This is a genomic window from Streptomyces sp. NPDC002580 (genome assembly GCF_042889485.1).
GTDB lineage: Bacteria > Actinomycetota > Actinomycetes > Streptomycetales > Streptomycetaceae > Streptomyces.
Window position 1 is genome coordinate 64,634 of record NZ_JBIAQZ010000018.1, and the last position, 18,530, is coordinate 83,163.

General features: G+C 73.6%; 1 protein-coding gene. It reads left to right on the forward strand.

The window, feature by feature from the left end; genetic code table 11:
• Positions 1–25: 25 nt before the first annotated feature.
• Positions 26–18,508 (forward strand): type I polyketide synthase, encoded by an 18,483-nt coding sequence (locus tag ACFYW7_RS36425; RefSeq protein WP_389510498.1) that lies wholly within the window; start codon positions 26–28, stop codon positions 18,506–18,508.
• Positions 18,509–18,530 lie beyond the last annotated feature (22 nt).

Below are 18,530 nucleotides of genomic sequence, written 5' to 3' on the forward strand. Positions count from 1 at the left end.
CGCACTGCTACCGAGGACGTAAAACATGTCGAACGACGACAAGCTCAGGGATTACCTCAAGCGCGTGACGGTGGACCTGCGCCAGACCCGCAGGCAGCTGAGTGAGCTGGAGGCGAAGGACACCGAGCCCATCGCCGTCGTCGGAATGGCCTGCCGCTACCCGGGCGGCGTCGGCTCGCCCGAAGACCTGTGGCAACTGGTCGTCTCGGGCGGCGACGGAGTGTCCGGGTTCCCCACCGACCGCGGCTGGGACCTGGACACGCTCTACGACCCCGAGCCCGGGCGGACGGGCCGCACGTACGTGCGCGAGGGCGGATTCCTCCACGACGCCGGCGAGTTCGACCCCGCGTTCTTCGGGATCTCCCCCCGCGAGGCACTGGTCATGGACCCGCAGCAGCGGCTGCTCCTGCAGACCTCCTGGGAGGCCCTCGAACGCGCGGGCATCGACCCCGTCACCGCACGCGGCACCCGGGCCGGCGTGTTCGTCGGCACCAACGGCCAGGACCACGCCTACCTCCAGCGGCAGGGCGACAGCGACACCGAGGCCCACCTCGTCACCGCGAACACCGCGGCCGTGGTGTCCGGCCGCATCTCCTACGCCCTCGGTCTCGAAGGCCCGGCGGTCACCGTCGACACGGCCTGCTCGTCCTCGCTGGTGGCGCTCCACCTGGCCGCGCAGGCGCTGCGCCGCGGCGAATGCTCGCTCGCCCTGGCAGGCGGCGTGACCGTGATGGCCACGCCGAACACCTTCATCGCGTTCAGTGCCCAGCGCGGCCTGTCGTCCGACGGCCGCTGCCGCGCGTTCTCCTCGACCGCCGACGGCACGGGCATGTCCGAAGGCGTCGGCGTGCTCCTGCTGGAGCGGCTGTCCGACGCCCGCAGGCTCGGCCACGACGTGCTCGCCGTCATCCGCGGCAGCGCCGTCAACCAGGACGGCGCCTCCAACGGCCTCACGGCCCCGAACGGCCCGTCGCAGGAGCGCGTGATCCGGCAGGCGCTGGAGAACGCGCGCCTGACCGCCTCCCAGGTCGACGCGGTCGAGGCGCACGGCACGGCCACCACCCTCGGCGACCCGATCGAGGCGGAGGCACTGCTCGCCACGTACGGTCAGGAGCATTCGGGCGACCGGCCGCTGTGGCTGGGATCCATCAAGTCCAACATCGGTCACACACAGGCCGCCGCGGGTGTCGCCGGTGTGATCAAGATGGTGATGGCCATCCGCAACGGCGTCCTGCCGCAGACGCTGCACGTGGACGAGCCGACCGCTCAGGTCGACTGGTCGGCGGGCGGTGTCAAGCTCCTGACCGAGGCCGTCCGGTGGCCCGAGTCGGACCACCCCCGCCGCGCCGCGGTCTCGTCCTTCGGCGTCAGCGGCACCAACGCGCACACGATCATCGAGCAGGCCCCGGCCCTCGACGAAGAGCCCGCCGTGGAGCCGGGCGGGGCCCCGACCGCCGGCGCGCTGCCGTGGGTGCTCTCGGCGAAGAGCGACGCGGTGCTGCGCGCCCAGGCGGAGCGCCTGCTGTCCTTCCTGGAGGACGGCCGGAGCGGCCCCGGGAGCGCCCCGGCCGACATCGGCCTCTCCCTCGCCACGACGCGCACCGCCTGGGACCGCAGGGCGGCCGTCGTCGGCGAGAGCCTGGAGGAACTCACCGAAGGCGTACGGGCGTTGGCGTCCGGCACCCCGTCCGCGGCCGTCGTCCACAACGCGGCCCGCCACGGCGACAAGACCGGATTCCTGTTCTCGGGCCAGGGCTCGCAGCGGGTCGGCATGGGCCGCGAACTCTACGACGCCTTCCCGGTATTCGCCGCCGCCTACGACGAGATCCGTGCCCACCTCGACGTCACGCTCGACGCGGACGCGGAACAGCTCGACCGGACCGGCTGCACCCAGCCGGCGTTGTTCGCGGTGGAGGTGGCGTTGTTCCGGTTGCTGGAGTCGTGGGGTGTGCGGCCGGATTATGTGGCCGGGCATTCGGTGGGTGAGATCGCGGCGGCGCATGTGGCGGGGGTGTTGTCGCTCACGGACGCGGCGAGGCTGGTGTCGGCGCGTGCCGCGTTGATGCAGGCGCTGCCCGCGGGCGGGGCGATGGTGGCGGTCCAGGCGACCGAGGACGAGATACTGCCGTACGCGACCGAGGAGGTCGGGATCGCGGCGGTCAACGGGCCTCGGTCGGTGGTGGTCTCCGGTGCCGAGGACGCCGTGCTGGAGATCGCCGAGGTCTTCACCCGGCGGGGCCGTAAGACATCTCGCCTGAAGGTCAGTCACGCGTTCCATTCGCCGTTGACGGATCCGATGCTGGAGGAGTTCGCGCAGGTCGTCGGCGGTCTGACGTTCAGTGAGCCGCGGATCCCGGTGGTCTCGAACCTCACCGGCCGGCTGGCCGAGGCGTACACGCCCGAGTACTGGGTGCGGCACGTGCGCGAGGCGGTCCGTTTCGCCGACGGCGTCCGGACCCTCGGCGAGCTGGGCGTGACCACGTTCGTCGAGATCGGCCCAGGCGGTGTCCTCAGCGCGCTCGTCCAGGGCTGTGTGGACGACGCGGTTGTCGTGCCCGTGCTGCGCGCTGACCGCCCCGAGCCGCAGGCCGTCGTGACCGCGCTCGCCGAACTGCACGTCAGCGGTGCCGAAGTGGACTGGCAGGCCTTCTTCCCGGGCGCCCGGCGTGTCGACCTGCCCACCTACGCCTTCCAGCAGCAGCGCTACTGGCTCGACGCCCCCGAGGCCGAGACGGCCGCCGTGGACGCGGTCGACGCCGAGTTCTGGGCGAGCGTCGAGCGTGAGGACGCCCAGTCCCTCGCCGCCACACTGGGGCTGAGCCCCGAGGAACTGGACGTCTTAGTACCGAAGTTGTCGGCCTGGCGGGGCCGGCGGCGCGAGCAGTCCGTCGTGGACGGCTGGCGCTACCGACTGGCCTGGCAGCCGCTGACCGGCCTGTCCGCAGGCGACCTGTCCGGCAGCACATGGCTGTTCGCCGCGCCCGAGGGCGACGAGTGGGCCGGCACGGTCCGCGCGGCCCTGGCCGGACGCGGCGCGTACCTGATCCCGCTGACGGTCGGCGCCGACGCCGACCGCGCGTCCCTGACCGACGAGCTGACCCGGGTCGCGGGCGAAGCCGGATCGCTCGACGGCGTCCTGTCCCTGCTCGCGACCGACGAGACCGCCTCGCCCGAACACCCCGCGCTCTCCCGGGGCTTCGCGCGGACCGTGGCCCTGGCCCAGGCACTTGGCGACTCGGGCATCGACGCGCCGCTGTGGTGCGCCACCCGCGGAGCGGCCGCCACCGGCCGCTCCGACGACGCACCGCTCAGCGCGGTGCAGAACCAGGTGTGGGGCCTCGGCCGTGTCCTGGCCCTGGAGCACGCCCGGCGCTGGGGCGGCCTGATCGACCTGCCGGCGGCCGTCGACGAGCGCGCCGCCGGCCGCATCGCCGCCGTACTGAGCCAGGGAGCCGGTGCCGCCGATGGCCAGGAGGACCAGGTCGCCGTCCGCGCCACCGGCGTGTTCACCGCCCGGCTCGCCCACGCCCGAAGCGGCGCCGACCGTTCGTGGTCGCCGCGCGGCACGGTGCTGATCACCGGTGGTACGGGTGCGCTGGGCGGGCACGTGGCCCGCTGGCTCGCCGGTGCCGGTGCCGAACACCTCGTGCTCACCGGCCGCCGCGGCGCCGACGCGCCCGGCGCGACCGCGCTCAAGGCCGAACTGGAGGAGCTGGGAGCGCGCGTCACCCTCGCCGTGTGCGATGTCGCCGACCGCGAAGCGGTGGCCGCGCTGCTCGCCGAGCACACGTTCACCTCCGTCTTCCACGCCGCGGGCGTGGAACAGCTAGCCCCCTTCGACGAGCTGACACCGGCCGACTTCGCCCGCACGGTGGCGGCGAAGGCCCGCGGCGCCGCACACCTGGACGAACTACTCGGCGACCGCGAGCTCGACGCCTTCGTCATGTTCTCCTCGATCGCCGGGGTGTGGGGCAGCGGCCACCAGGCCGCCTACGCGGCCGGCAACGCCTTCCTCGACGGGCTCGCCGCCCGGCGGAGGGCCCGGGGCCTGGCCGCCACCGCGATCGCCTGGGGCCCGTGGGCCGACGGCGGCATGGTCACCGACGCCGACGAGGAGCACCTGCGCCGCCGCGGCGTCGTCACCCTGCCCGCCGCACTCGCCGTGACCGCGGTCCAGCGCGCCCTGGACTGCGACGACACCGCGGTCGTCGTGGCCGACATCGACTGGGAACGGTTCATCGGACCGTTCACCCTCGGCCGCCCGAGCGCCCTGCTGTCCGAGTTGCCCGAGGTGCGCCGCGCCGGCACCGCCGCACCGGCCGGCGCCGCCACCGGCGCCGCGCCCCTGGCGGCCCGGCTCGCCGGACTGCCGGAGGCCGAGCGCACGGAGAGACTGATCGACCTGGTCCGCGCGCACGTCGCGGCCGTCCTGGGCCACTCCTCGGCGGCGGAGGTCGAGCCCGACCGGGCGTTCAAGGACCTCGGCTTCGACTCCCTGACCGCCGTCGAACTCCGCAACAAGGTGAACACGGCGACCGGTCTCGCGCTGCCGCCCACGCTGGTCTTCGACCACCCCAACGCCACGGCGCTCGCCCGCTTCCTGCAGAGCGAGCTGCTCGGATCGAAGGCCGCCGTGGAGCAGGAGCGGCACGCGGCCGCCGACGACGAGCCCATCGCCATCGTGGCGATGAGCTGCCACCTGCCCGGCGGCGTCGACTCGCCCGAGGCGCTGTGGGACCTGGTGACGTCCGGCGGCGACGCCGTCTCCGCGTTCCCGTCGAACCGCGGCTGGGACGTCGAGGCCCTCTACGACCCCGACCCCGACCGCCCCGGCAAGACGTACGCGCGCGACGGCGGCTTCCTTCATGGCGCCACCGACTTCGACGCCGGCTTCTTCGGGATCTCCCCGCGTGAGGCCCTGGCGATGGACCCGCAGCAGCGCCTGCTGCTGGAGGCCTCGTGGGAGGCCTTCGAGCGGGCCGGCATCGCCCCCGCGCAGCTGCGCGGCAGCCGGACCGGCGTCTTCGTCGGCATGGCCTACCAGGGCTACGGAGCCGATGTGCGCCGCGCGCCGGAAGGCGTCGAAGGACACCGGCTCGTCGGCGGCGCGTCCAGCGTCGTCTCCGGCCGGGTGGCCTACACCTTCGGACTCGAAGGGCCTGCCGTCACGATCGACACGGCGTGCTCGTCGTCCCTGGTCGCCCTGCACCTGGCCATCCAGTCGCTGCGGAGCGGCGAGAGCACGATGGCGCTGGCCGGCGGCGTCACCGTCATGGCCGGCCCGACGGTCTTCGTGGAGTTCAGCCGGCAGCGCGGTCTGTCGCCCGACGGGCGGTGCAAGGCGTTCGGCGCCGGGGCCGACGGCACCGGCTGGGCGGAGGGCGTCGGCGTGGTGCTCGTGGAGCGTCTCTCCGACGCCGTGCGCAACGGCCACGAGGTGCTGGCGGTGGTTCGGGGCAGCGCTGTGAACCAGGACGGTGCGTCCAACGGTCTGACGGCGCCGAACGGTCCCGCGCAGCAGCGGGTGATCCGCCAGGCGCTGGCTTCCGCCGGGCTCGCTCCGGGCGATGTGGATGTCGTCGAGGCGCATGGTACGGGTACGAGGCTGGGTGACCCGATCGAGGCGCAGGCGCTGCTCGCCACGTACGGGCAGGGACGGGACGACCGGCCTTTGTGGCTGGGCTCGTTGAAGTCCAACATCGGTCACGCGCAGGCCGCGGCGGGTGTCGCCGGTGTGATCAAGATGGTGATGGCGATGCGCCACGGAGTGCTTCCGCGGACCCTGCACGCCGATGAGCCGACGCCGCACGTGGACTGGTCGGCCGGTGATGTCCGGTTGCTGACCGAGGCCGTCGACTGGCCCGAGTCGGACCGTCCGCGCCGTGCCGCGATCTCGTCCTTCGGTGTCAGCGGAACCAACGCCCACACCATCATCGAACAGGCCCCCGCCGCCGAGGAGTTGCCTCCCACGCCCGACTCCGGCGCGCTCGTGCCGTGGGTGCTGTCGGGCAAGGGCGAGCGGGCGCTGCGTGCCCAGGCGGCCCGGCTGGTCGGCCACCTCGACGCGAACGACTGCTGGACGGCTTCCGACATCGGCCTCTCCCTGGCCTCCCGCGAGACGTTCGAGGACCGCGCGGTGCTCCTGGCGGAGGGCTCGGACAAGCTCCGGCAAGCCCTCACCGCCCTCGCCGCCGGTCAACCGGCGGCGAACGTGACGCTGGGACGAGCCCGCTCCGAGGGCAAGGTCGGTTTTCTGTTCTCGGGTCAGGGTTCGCAGCGGGTCGGGATGGGGCGTGAGTTGTATGAGGCGTTCCCCGTCTTCGCCGATGCGTACGACGAGGTGTGCGCGCGTCTGGAGGCGCCGGTCGACGTCGATGCCGACACCCTGCACCAGACCGGGTGTGCTCAGCCCGCGTTGTTCGCGGTGGAGGTGGCGTTGTTCCGTCTTCTCGCATCGTGGGGTGTGCGGCCGGATTATGTGGCCGGTCATTCGGTGGGTGAGATCGCGGCGGCGCATGTGGCGGGGGTGTTGTCGCTCGCGGACGCGGCGAGGCTGGTGTCGGCGCGTGCCGCGTTGATGCAGGCACTGCCCACGGGCGGTGCGATGGTCGCTGTGCAGGCGACCGAGTACGAGGTGCTGCCGCATCTGACCGGCGAGGTCGGGATCGCGGCGGTCAACGGCCCGCGGTCGGTGGTGGTCTCCGGTGCCGAGGACACCGTGCTGGAGATCGCCGAGGTCTTCACCAGGCAGGGCCGCAAATCCTCCCGGTTGAAGGTCAGTCATGCGTTCCATTCGCCGTTGATGGATCCGATGCTGGAGGAGTTCGCGCAGGTCGTCGGCGGTCTGACGTTCAGTGAGCCGCGGATTCCGGTGGTCTCGAACCTCACCGGTCGCCTGGCCGAGGTGTACACGCCCGAGTACTGGGTGCGGCACGTGCGTGAGGCGGTGCGTTTCGCCGACGGCATCGAGTCCCTGGCCGAGCTGGGCGTGACCACGTTCGTGGAGATCGGTCCCGGCGGCGTCCTCAGCGCCCTGGCGCAGGGCTGCTTGGACGACATCGTCACCGTCCCCCTACTCCGAGCCGACCACCCCGAGCAGCGGGCACTCCTCACCGCGCTCGCCGAACTGCACGTGCACGGCGTCTCCCCGGACTGGCAGGCCCTCTTCCCCGGCGCTCACCGTGTCACCCTGCCCACCTACGCCTTCCAGCGCGAGCGCTTCTGGCTGGACGGGGACGGCGACGAGGACCTGGCCGTCGCCGGCACCCCGGCCGACGCGGCGGACTCCGGCTTCTGGGACAGCGTCGAGCGCGAGGACGCGGAGTCCCTCGCCGCGACCCTGGGCGTCGCCGCGGACGCCTCGCTGAGCGCGCTCCTGCCCCGGCTGTCCGCGTGGCGCCGTCAGCGCCGCGAGCAGTCCGTGGTCGACGGCTGGCGCTACCGCGTCACGTGGAAGCCGCTCGGCGCGCTCCCTCAGCCCGGCGCGTCCGGGACCTGGCTGCTCGTCGTGGCCGGGGAGAGCGAGTGGACCGCCTCGGTCCGGACCGCGCTCGGCGAGCGCGGCCTGGAACTGGTGACGCTCGTCGCCGGGCCCGGCACCGACCGCGGGACGTTGGCCCATGAGCTGGCCGGCGTCGGCCCGGTGACCGGCGTGCTGTCCCTGCTCGCCGAGGACGAGAGCGCCTCGGCCGGCCTGCCCGGCCTGTCGCACGGCCTCGCAGCGACCCTCTGTCTGGTGCAGGCGCTCGGCGACGCGGGCGTCGACGTCCCGTTGTGGTGCGCCACGCGCGGTGCGGTGGCCACCGGCCGCTCCGACCGCGTGGAGCGCCCCCTGCAGTCGCAGGTGTGGGGCTTCGGCCGGGCGGCGGCGCTGGAACACCCGCAGCGCTGGGGTGGGCTGCTCGACCTTCCGGATCTGCTGGACGTCCGCGCCGCGGCCCGCGTGGCCGCCGTCCTCGGCCAGACGGCCGAGGACCAGGTCGCGGTCCGCTCCTCGGGCCTCTTCGGGCGCCGGCTCGTCCGGGCCGCACCCGCCACCGGCCCCGCCCCGGAGTGGTCGCCGCGCGGCACGGTGCTGATCACCGGTGGCACGGGCGCGCTGGGCGGGCACGTGGCCCGCCGGCTCGCCGGTGCCGGTGCCGAACACCTCGTGCTCACCAGCCGCCGCGGCCCCGCGGCGCCCGGCGCCGCGGAGCTCGTCGCGGAGCTGGAGGAGCTCGGCGCGGCCGCGACCGTGGTGGCCTGTGACGCGGCCGACCGTGACGCCCTGCGGGCGCTGTTGGCCGAGCACCCCGTCAACGCCGTCGTCCACGCCGCCGGCGTCGGCGACCACGTCATGATCGAGGACTCCGACCCGGCCGGGTTCGCCGGCACGGTGGCGGCCAAGGCCGCAGGTGCCACGCACCTGGACGAACTGCTGACCGGTCAGGAGCTCGACGCGTTCGTCATGTTCTCCTCGGGCGCCGGCATCTGGGGCGGCGCCGGTCAGGGCGCCTACGCGGCGGCCAACGCCTACCTGGACGCCCTCGCCGAGTACCGGCGGGCACACGGGCGCACCGCGCTCGCCGTCTCCTGGGGCGGCTGGGCCGAGGGCGGCATGGCCGGCGTCGACGACGGAGAGGAGATGCTGCGCCGCCGTGGCCTGCCGCCCATGCGGCCCGCCCTCGCGGTCTCCGCGCTCCAGCAGGCGCTGGCCGACGGCGAGACCGCCCTCACCGTCGCGGACTTCGAGTGGGAGCGGTTCATCGGCCCGTTCACCGTCATCCGCCCCAGCGCCCTGTTCTCCGATGTGCCCGAGGCACGCCACGCTCTGGAGGCACCGGCCTCCGGCGGTGCCGAAGCCGGCAACGCGCTCGCCGCGAGGCTGATCGGGCTGTCGGCGGGCGAGCAGGACCGCACGCTGGTGGACCTCGTCCGTACGCACGCGGCCGCCGTGCTCGGCCACGACGGTGCCGCGGCGGTGGAGCCCGGCCGGGCGTTCAACGACCTCGGCCTCGACTCGCTCACCGCCGTCGAACTGCGCAACAAGCTCACGGTCGGCACCGGCCTGAAGCTGCCCACCACTCTGGTCTTCGACCACCCCAACGCCACGGCTCTGGCCCGGTTCCTGCGTGCCGAACTGCTCGGTTCGCAGGGCGCCGTGCCGCAGGAGCGGCGCACGGCCGCCGTCGGCGACGAACCCATCGCGATCGTGGCGATGAGCTGCCGCCTTCCCGGTGGCGTCGGCTCGCCCGAGGACCTGTGGCAGCTCGTGACGTCCGGCGGCGACGCGATCTCCGGCTTCCCCGAGGACCGCGGCTGGGACGTCGAGGACCTCTACGACCCCGACCCGGGCACCCCCGGCAAGACCTACGCGCGCGACGGCGGCTTCCTCTACGACGCCGGCGACTTCGACGCCGCGCTGTTCGGGATCTCGCCGCGCGAGGCGCTCGCGATGGACCCGCAGCAGCGCCTGCTGCTGGAGGCCTCGTGGGAGGCCTTCGAGCGGGCCGGCATCGACCCGGCCTCCCTGAAGGGCAGCCGCACCGGCGTGTTCGTCGGCATGTCCTACCAGGGCTACGGCGCGGGCCTTCAGGAGGTCCCGGAAGGTGTCGAGGGCCACCTGCTCACCGGCAGCGCCGCGAGCGTCGTCTCCGGGCGCGTGGCCTACTCGTTCGGCCTGGAGGGCCCGGCCGTCACCGTCGACACGGCGTGCTCGTCGTCGCTGGTCGCCCTGCACCTGGCCATCCAGTCGCTGCGGGGCGGCGAGAGCACGATGGCCGTCGCGGGCGGGGTGAACGTCATGGCCGTACCGGCCGCGTTCGTGGAGTTCAGCCGCCAGCGCGGTCTGTCGCCCGACGGACGGTGCAGGGCGTTCGGCGTCGGCGCCGACGGCACCGGCTGGGCGGAGGGCGTGGGCGTGGTGCTCGTGGAGCGGCTGTCCGACGCCCGCCGCAACGGGCACCAGGTGCTGGCGGTGGTACGGGGCAGCGCCGTGAACCAGGACGGGGCGTCCAACGGGCTGACCGCGCCGAACGGCCCCGCGCAGCAGCGGGTCATCCGCCAGGCCCTGGCCTCCGCCGGGCTCACCGAGGCCGACGTCGACGCGGTGGAGGCACACGGCACGGGCACCGCTCTGGGTGACCCGATCGAGGCGCAGGCGCTGCTCGCCACGTACGGCCAGGAACGCCCGGAGGACCGGCCGCTGTGGCTCGGCTCGCTGAAGTCCAACATCGGTCACGCCCAGGCGGCGTCCGGCGTGGCCGGTGTGATCAAGATGGTGATGGCGATGCGCCACGGCGTGCTTCCGCGGACCCTGCACGCCGATGAGCCGACGCCGCACGTGGACTGGTCGGCGGGCGCGGTGCGGCTGCTGACCGAGGCCGTCGGCTGGCCGGAGACGGACCGTCCGCGCCGTGCCGCGATCTCGTCCTTCGGTGTCAGCGGCACCAACGCCCACACCATCATCGAGCAGGCCCCGCCGGCCGAACCGGCCGCCGTCGCACCAGTCGAGGTCGCCTCGCCGGCCGTACCGTGGGTCCTGTCCGGCAAGTCCGAGGCCGCGCTGCGCGCCCAGGCCGAGCGCCTGCTGTCCCTCACGGCCGACGGCGCCGAACCGCCCCTCACCGACGTCGGCTTCTCGCTGGCCACCACCCGGACCGCCCTGGAGCACCGCGCCGCCGTGGTCGGTGCCGACCACGGCCGGATCGCCGAGGGCCTGCGGGCCCTGGCCTCGGGGGCGCCCGCTCCCGGCGTCGCTCTCGGCCGCGTCGGCGCCGGCCAGGTCGGGTTCCTGTTCTCCGGGCAGGGCTCGCAGCGCATCGGCATGGGGCGGGAACTGTACGAGGCGTTCCCGGTCTTCGCGGAGGCGTACGACGAGGTGTGCGCCCACCTCGACCGGCACCTCGACCGGCCACTGCGGGACGTGGCCTTCTGCGAGAACGGTCACGAGGACGGCGAGGAGCTGAACCGCACCGTCTTCACCCAGCCGGCGCTGTTCGCGCACGAGGTCGCCGTGCACCGCCTGTTCGAATCGTGGGGCGTGCGGCCGGACTTCCTGGCCGGGCACTCCGTGGGCGAGATCGCGGCGGCCCACGTGGCCGGGGCCCTGTCGCTGGAGGACGCGGCCGCACTGGTGACGGCTCGTGCCGCGCTGATGCAGGCCCTGCCCGTCGGCGGGGCGATGATCGCCGTCCAGGCCACCGAGGACGAGGTACTGCCGCAGCTCACCGACGACGCCGACATCGCGGCGGTCAACGGCCCGCGGTCCGTCGTGGTCTCCGGAGCCGAGGACGCAGTGGCCGCCGTCGCGGACCACTTCGCCCGGGAGGGCCGCAAGACCTCCCGGCTCACCGTGAGCCACGCGTTCCACTCGCCGCTGATGGACCCCGTGCTGGCGGACTTCGCCCGCGTCGTCGGCGGTCTGCGCTTCGAGACACCCCGGACACCGGTCGTCTCGAACCTCACCGGTGAGCTCATCGACGCGTACACACCGGACTACTGGGTCCGGCACGCCCGCGAGGCCGTGCGCTTCGCCGACGGCATCCGGACCCTGGCCGGGCTGGGCGTGACCACGTTCGTGGAGACCGGCCCCGGCGCGGTGCTCAGCGCCATGACCCTGGGCTGCCTGGACGGCGCGGTCACCGTTCCCTCCGCACGGTCCGGCAGCCCCGAACCCGAGGCGATCACCGGCGCCCTCGCGCAACTCCACGTGCACGGTGTTCCCGTCGACTGGCAGGCGTTCTTCGCCGGCCGCGGCGCCCGGCGCGCCGACCTGCCCACCTACGCCTTCCAGCACCGGCGGTACTGGCTGGAGACCACCACGCCGACGGCCGCCGCCGTCGCGGGGACCGACGCCGTGGAGGCCGGGTTCTGGGCGACGGTGGAGCGCGAGGACACCCAGTCCCTCGCCGCCACCCTCGACCTGCCCGCCGAGCAGTTGGACGCGGTGCTGCCCCGGCTGTCCGCGTGGCGGCGACAGCAGCGCCAGGAGTCCGCCGTGGAAGGCTGGTCCTACCGCACGGGCTGGAAACCGCTCGGCGGCCTCCGGGCGCACGAACTGCCGGGCGACTGGCTGTTCCTGGTCACCGAGGACACCGAGGACACCGCGAACGCCGAGGCTGTCGAGTGGACCGCCGCCGTCGCCGACGGGCTCGCCGCCCGCGGGGCCCGGCTGGTCCGGGTGGCGGTCGACCCGACCGCCGACCGCGGCGCACTGCTGCGGCAGCTCGGCGACGCCGTTGGGGAGACCACGGTCGACGGGGTGATCTCCCTGCTCGGCACCGACGAGCGTCCCCACACCGGACACCCGGCTCTCTCCGTCGGCATCGCGCTGTCCCTCGCGCTCGTCCAGGCCCTGGGCGACGCCGGCATCGACGCCCCGCTGTGGGCGCTGACCCGGTCCGCCATGTTCACCGGCCGTGCGGACACGGTGCCGAGCGCCACTCAGAACGCCGTCTGGGGCCTCGGCCGGGTCGCCGCGCTGGAGCACGCGCCGCGCTGGGGCGGTCTGATCGACCTCCCGGACACGGTCGACGACCGGGTCGCCGACCGCCTCGCCGCGGTGCTCGGCCAGTCGGTCGAGGAACAGTCGGCCGAGGACCAGATCGCGATCCGCGCCCGCGGCGTGTTCGGCCGCCGGCTGTACCGCACCGCCGCCCGCAGGAACACCCGGGCCGGGCAGCGGTGGTCGCCGCGCGGCACGGTGCTGATCACCGGTGGTACGGGTGCGCTGGGCGGGCACGTGGCCCGCTGGCTCGCCGGTGCCGGTGCCGAACACCTCGTGCTCACCAGCCGCCGAGGCCCCGCGGCGCCCGGCGCCGCGGAACTCGTCGCGGAGCTGGAGGAGCTCGGTGTCCGGGTCACCGTCGCCGCGTGCGACGTCGCCGACCGTGAGGCGCTCGCCGCGCTGCTCGCCGAGCACCCGGTGAACGCCGTCGTCCACACGGCGGGCGTGGACCACCTGGAGCCGCTGGAGGCCATGACACCGGGCTCCTTCGCCGACGTGCTGTCCGCCAAGGCAGCCGGCGCCCTGCACCTCGACGCGCTCCTCGCCGACCGGGAACTCGACGCCTTCGTCCTCTTCTCCTCCATCGCCGGCGTGTGGGGAAGCGGCCACCAGGCCGCCTACGCGGCGGCCAACGCCCTGCTCGACGGACTCGCCGAACGCCGCCGGGCCCAAGGCCTGCCGGCGACCGCCGTGGCCTGGGGCCCGTGGGCCGGCGGCGGCATGGCCGAAGCCGACGGCGCGGACGAACGACTGCGCCGGCGCGGCCTGACCCCGATGCCCGCCACGCTCGCTGTGGCCGGCCTCCGGCAGGCGCTGGAATCCGGTGAGGCGACCGCCACGGTGGCCGACGTCGACTGGGAGCGGTTCCTGCCCCCGTTCACCCTGGGCCGCCCGAGCGCCCTGCTCGGCGACCTCCCGGAGGCCGACCGGATCCTCACCGCGGGCAGCACCGCCGGCGGGCCCGGCCCGGCCGCCGCCTCCCCCTTGGCCGACCGCCTCACCGGGATGCCCGAGACCGAGCAGCACGCGCTGCTGGTCGACCTCGTCCGCACACACGCGGCGGCCGTCCTCGGTCACAACAGCGCCGGCGAGGTCGAGGCCGACCGGGCCTTCAAGGACCTGGGCTTCGACTCCCTGACCGCCGTCGAACTGCGCAACAAGCTCAACGCCGAGAGCGGGCTCGCACTGCCGCCCACACTGGTCTTCGACCACCCCAACGCCCAGGCACTCGCCCGGCAGCTGCGCACCGAGCTCACCGGCCTCACCGTCGCGGCTTCACCGGAAGCCGCCGCCGCGCCCGCCGAGGACGACGACCCCATCGCGATCGTCGGCATGGCGTGCCGCTACCCGGGCGGGGTGCGTTCCCCCGAGGACCTGTGGCAGTTGGTGGCCGCCGGTGGTGACGCGGTCGGCGGGTTCCCGGCGGACCGGGGCTGGGACGTGGAGGACATCTACGACCCGGACCCGGACGCGTCCGGCAAGACGTACACGCGCCGCGGTGGATTCCTCTACGACGCGGGGGAGTTCGACCCGGGGTTCTTCGGGATCAGCCCGCGTGAGGCCGTGGCGATGGATCCGCAGCAACGGCTGTTGCTGGAGACCACGTGGGAGACGTTCGAGCGCGCCGGCATCGACGCGGAGTCGGTGCGCGGCAGCCGTACCGGAGTCTTCGTCGGCTCCGGATACCAGGACTACGCCGCCCAGGCCTTCCACGCGATCGACGACTCCGAGGGCTTCTTCGGCACGGGCAACTCCGCGAGCATCATGTCCGGCCGTATCGCCTACACCCTCGGCCTGGAAGGACCGGCGGTCACCGTCGACACGGCGTGCTCGTCGTCGCTCGTCGCCCTGCACTGGGCGGTCCAGGCCCTCCGCAACGGCGAGTGCTCCATGGCGCTGGCCGGCGGTGTGATGGTCATGTCCACCCCGCGCGCGTTCGTGGAGTTCAGCCGCCAGCGCGGGCTGGCCCCCGACGGACGGTGCAAGCCGTTCGCCGCCGGGGCCGACGGCACCGGCTGGGCCGAGGGCGTCGGCCTGCTCCTGGTGGAGCGGCTGTCCGACGCCCGCCGCAACGGGCACCAGGTGCTGGCGGTGGTTCGGGGCAGCGCCGTCAACCAGGACGGTGCGTCCAACGGTCTGACCGCGCCGAACGGCCCCGCGCAACAGCGGGTGATCCGCCAGGCACTCACCTCCGCGGGCCTCACCACCGCTGATGTCGACGCGGTGGAGGCGCACGGTACGGGTACGAGGCTGGGCGACCCGATCGAGGCGCAGGCGCTGCTTGCGACCTATGGCCAGGAGCGTGAACGGCCGCTCCTGCTCGGCTCGTTGAAGTCCAACATCGGTCACGCGCAGGCTGCCGCGGGTGTCGCCGGTGTGATCAAGATGGTGATGGCGATGCGCCACGGAGTGCTTCCGCAGACCTTGCACGTGGACGAGCCGACGCCGCACGTGGACTGGTCGGCCGGTGATGTCCGGTTGCTGACCGAGGCCGTCGACTGGCCCGAGTCGGACCGTCCGCGCCGTGCCGCGATCTCGTCCTTCGGTGTCAGCGGAACCAACGCCCACACCATCATCGAACAGGCCCCACCGGCCCCGGCCGAAAAGGCCCCAGCCGTTCCCGCCCCGGCGCTCCTGCCGTGGGTGCTCTCCGCCAGGACCAGCGATGCTCTGCGCGACCAGGCACGACGACTGCTGGACTTCGTGGAGGACGGCACATCACCGGCCGATGTCGGCTTCTCGCTGGCCACCACCCGGAGCACCCTGCGCCACAGGGCGGCCGTCATCGGAGAGAGCTGTGACGACTTCCGCCGCGGACTGGAACGCCTGGCAGCCGGAATGCCGTCGCCCGGAGTCGTCCAGGGCCGACCGGGGGGCAAGGTCGGTTTTCTGTTCTCGGGTCAGGGTTCGCAGCGGGTCGGGATGGGGCGTGAGTTGTATGAGGCGTTCCCCGTCTTCGCCGATGCGTACGACGAGGTGTGTGCGCGTCTGGAGGCGCCGGTCGACGTCGATGCCGAGAGCCTGCACCGAACGGGGTGCGCTCAGCCGGCGTTGTTCGCGGTGGAGGTGGCGCTGTTCCGGTTGCTGGAGGCGTGGGGTGTGCGGCCGGATTACGTGGCCGGTCATTCGGTGGGTGAGATTGCGGCCGCGCATGTGGCCGGGGTGTTGTCGTTGGACGACGCCGTGAGGCTGGTGTCGGCGCGTGCGGCGTTGATGCAGGCGCTGCCCGCGGGCGGGGCGATGGTGGCGGTGCAGGCGGCCGAGGACGAGGTGCTGCCGCACCTGACCGACGGCGTCGGCATCGCGGCGGTCAACGGGCCTCGGTCCGTGGTCGTTTCCGGTGCGGAGGACGAGGTTGCGGCGATTACCGAGGTGTTCGCTGCACGGGGTCGTAGGACGTCCCGTCTGAAGGTCAGTCACGCGTTCCATTCGCCGTTGATGGATCCGATGCTGGAGGAGTTCGCGCAGGTCGTTCGCGGGCTGTCCTACGGTGAGCCGCGGATCCCGGTGGTCTCCAGCCTCACCGGTCGCCTGGCCGAGCCGTACACCCCCGAGTACTGGGTCCGGCACGTGCGCGAGGCGGTCCGCTTCGCCGACGGCATCGAGACTCTGGGCGATCTGGGCGTGACCACGTTCGTCGAGGTCGGCCCCGGCGGCGTCCTCAGTGCCCTGGCACAGGGCTGTGCGGATGGCATCGTCACCGTCCCCGTACTCCGGGCCGACTGCCCCGAGCGGCAGGCCGTCGTGACCACGCTCGCCGAACTGCACACGCACGGCGTGTCCGTGGACTGGAGCTCGTTCTTCGCCGGTGCGCGGAAGACCGACCTGCCGACCTATGCCTTCCAGCACGAGCGGTACTGGGTCGACGCCCCGGAAACCGCTGCCGCCGCCCCGGCGGTGGATCCGGTGGACGCGGAGTTCTGGGAGACCGTCGAGCGCGAGGACCTGCAGTCCCTCGCCGAGACGCTCGACATCGGGGCGGGGGACGCGTTCAGCGACGTGCTGCCGAGGCTGTCGTCGTGGCGGCGGCAGCGCAAGGAGCAGTCCACCGTGGACGGCTGGCGCTACGGCGTCACCTGGAAGGCGATACCCGACCCCTCCCCGGAGGACCCCGCCCGGAACGGCATATGGCTGGTTCCGGTCAGCGCCGTCCAACTCGGCGACGACTGGGTCGCCGCCTGCCTCCGCGCGCTGACCGAGCGGGGCCTGACCCCGCTGCCGGTCCTGGTCGAGCCGGCCACCGGCCGTGAGGACCTGACCGCGCAACTCGCCCGAGCGGTCGGGGACGAGACCGTGGCGGGCGTCCTGTCGCTGCTCGCCGTCGACGGCGAGGCCGCCCCGCAGGCCGCCTCGATGCCCGTCGGCGTCACGCTGTCCGTGCTGCTCGTCCAGGCCCTGGGCGACGCGGGCGTCGGCGCCCCGCTGTGGTGCGCGACCCGGAACGCGGTGGGCGTGAACTCCGTTGACGAGGCGGTGGACCCGTACCAGTCCCTGGTCTGGGGTCTGGGCAGGGTGGCGGCGCTGGAGCACTCGCGGCGCTGGGGCGGTCTCGTCGACCTTCCCGGCACGGTCGACGACCGGGTCGCCGGCCGCCTCGTCGCGGTGCTCGGCCAGTCGGCCGAGGACCAGATCGCGATCCGCGACCACGGGGTGTTCGCACGGCGCCTGTCGCGTCTGCCCGCAGCCCGGAGCGACCGTTCGTGGTCGCCGCGCGGCACGGTGCTGATCACCGGTGGTACGGGTGCGCTGGGCGGGCACGTGGCCCGCTGGCTCGCCGGTGCCGGTGCCGAACACCTCGTGCTCACCGGCCGCCGCGGTCTCGACGCCCCCGGCGCCACCCGCCTCAAGGACGAACTGGAGGGGACGGGCGTGCGCGTGACCGTCGCCGCCTGTGACGTGGCCGACCGCGAAGCGCTGGCGGCGCTGCTCGTCGAGCACCCGGTGAACGCCGTCGTCCACACGGCCGGCACAGCCGAGGCGGGCATGCTCGCCGAGACGAGCCTCGGCGACTTCGTGGCGACGGTCGCCGCGAAGGCCGTGGGGGCCGCGCACCTCCATGAACTGCTCGGCGATCAGGAGCTGGACGCCTTCGTCCTCTTCTCCTCCGTCTCCGGCGTGTGGGGAGGCGGCGGGCAGGCCGCGTATTCGGCCGCGAACGCCTTCCTCGACGGCCTGGCGCAGCACCGGCGGGCCCGGGGCCTCGCCGCGACCGCGATCGCCTGGGGCCCGTGGGGCGAGGGCGGCATGGTCGCCGACGCCGGGGACGAGGAACGGCTGCGACAGCGCGGCCTGACCGTGCTGCGGCCGGACCGGGCTGTCTCCGCGCTGCACGGTGCGCTGAGCGGCGGGGACGGCACGGTCACCGTGGCCGACGTGGACTGGGAGCGGTTCGTCGTCCCGTTCACCGTCGGCAGGCCGAGCGCGCTGCTGAGCGACCTGCCCGAGGTCAGGGACGCCCTCGCGGAGGAGCCCGCCGAGCGGACCGCGGAGCCGTCCGCGCTCAAGGCGAAGCTGTCCACGCTGTCCGAAGGCGAACAGCAACGCCTGCTCGTGGACACGGTGTGCGCGCACGCGGCGGCGGTACTGGGCCACAGCGGATCCGCGGCGGTGGAACCGGACCTGGCGTTCCGGGACCTCGGCTTCGACTCCCTGACCGCGGTGGAGCTGCGCAACCTGCTCACTGACGACACCGGCCTGACCCTGCCCGCGACGCTGGTCTTCGACCACCCGACGCCCGAGGCGATCGCCCGCCACCTGCGGAGCGAACTCACCGGCGGGACGGGCCCGGAGGAGGTGTCGGTCTTCAGCGAGCTCGACCGGCTGGAGTCGGTGATCTCGACGGCCGCCTCGGCCGAGGAGACGGTCCGGTCGGGGGTGCGGAGGCGGCTGCAGGAACTGCTGTCCCTGGTGAATTCCGCCGGAGAGCAAGGCGCGGAATCCGCCGACGCGCAGCGACAGCTCCAGGACGCGACGATCGACGACATCTTCGATCTGATCGATCAAGATCTAGAAATTTCCTAGTTCTTGGCGCTCTACCTTTAAC